We start from the raw sequence: 298 nt of genomic DNA, 5'->3' as shown, positions 1-298 counted from the left end.
ATGTCAATGTATTTATTGAGCTAAGTGTGTTATGGTCATGCAATATTTCATGAACACATCGCAGTGCATCTGGGGATGACTCGACCTTCGTATTGGAAGCCTCTAACATTTTACTAATCCAGATGTCATCTGTCTTAGGTGAAATAATTAAATATGCATCATCTCCGATAATACTAGGCTTAATCATTCTCTTACTTAAAACACAACCCCCAACGCCAGTTATTATAAAATCCTTTTCAAATTTATCCTTTTTCATACTAATAGAATAAGAGCTATAAGATTTGTATTTGTTAAAAAT

1 pseudogene is annotated in these 298 nt (G+C 32.6%); it reads right to left on the bottom strand.

Annotated features, from left to right (window positions below):
- A pseudogene (locus tag ACSIPU_RS31020) lies at positions 1-298 on the bottom strand (glycosyltransferase family 2 protein); the annotation flags it as partial.

This window comes from Klebsiella sp. HN106 (assembly GCF_051209435.1).
In the GTDB taxonomy this organism is placed as follows: Bacteria; Pseudomonadota; Gammaproteobacteria; order Enterobacterales; family Enterobacteriaceae; genus Klebsiella; species Klebsiella oxytoca.
The sequence above is the reverse complement of the archived record's forward strand: the minus strand, read 5'-3'. Positions and strand labels throughout refer to the sequence as shown.